Source organism: Polaromonas sp. P1_G4 (assembly GCF_056405475.1).
Genome location: NZ_JBFUCA010000924.1, coordinates 1 through 924, shown reverse-complemented (window position 1 = coordinate 924; position 924 = coordinate 1). Strand labels below are relative to the sequence as shown.

1 protein-coding gene is annotated in these 924 nt (G+C 61.3%); it reads left to right on the top strand.

Annotated features, from left to right (window positions below; genetic code table 11):
• Positions 1 to 19: 19 nt before the first annotated feature.
• A partial coding sequence (locus AC1D1X_RS24480) for an HD domain-containing protein (protein WP_477699511.1) occupies positions 20 to 924 on the top strand: 905 nt, incomplete at its 3' end.

The window sequence follows — 924 nt, the reverse complement described above, 5'->3', positions numbered from 1 at the left end:
CATTTAAGGCATGAGCGCCATGCTTTCGCCTGTTGTTTCGAGCAAGTCGACCCCCGCCGCCGCGAACGCAGCAGCGGCAAGCTTTGCTGCGCTCACGGCGAAACTCGACTACATGAGCGCTGCCGACATTGACAATGTCCGCCGCGCCTATCGCTTTGCCGATGAGGCCCATCTGGGCCAGCTGCGCAACAGCGGCGAACCCTATATCACCCACCCTATCGCCGTCGCGCAACAATGCGCCGAGTGGAAGCTGGATGCACAGGCGCTCATGGCCGCCCTGCTGCATGACGCCATTGAAGACTGCGGCGTCACCAAGCCCGAGCTGATCGAGCGTTTCGGCGCGCCGGTGGCTGAACTGGTGGACGGGCTGACCAAACTCGAAAAGCTGGAATTCAACACCCGGGAAGAAAACCAGGCTGAGTCTTTCCGCAAGATGCTGCTGGCCATGGCACGCGACGTGCGGGTCATCCTGATCAAGCTGGCTGACCGGACGCACAACATGCGCACGCTGGGCGATGTCCCGCGCGCCAAATGGACCCGAATCTCGCGCGAAACCCTGGACATTTACGCGCCCATCGCCCACCGCCTGGGCCTGAACACGACCTACCGGGAATTGCAGGACCTTTCCTTCCAGCACCTGCACCCCTGGCGCTACGCCACCTTGACCAAGGCGTTGCAGAAGGCCCGCGGCCGCCGGCGCGACGTGATCAAGCGGGTGCAGGGAGAGGTCGAATCGGCCTTTACCGGCGCCCATGTGCCGGTGATGATCTCGGGACGAGAAAAGACGCTGTATTCCATCTACCGCAAGATGGATGAAAAGCACCTTTCGTTTGCCCAGGTGACCGATCTCTATGGGTTTCGAGTGATCGTGAAAGACCTGACGGCCTGCTACACAGCCATGGGGGTGTTGCACCAGCTCTACAA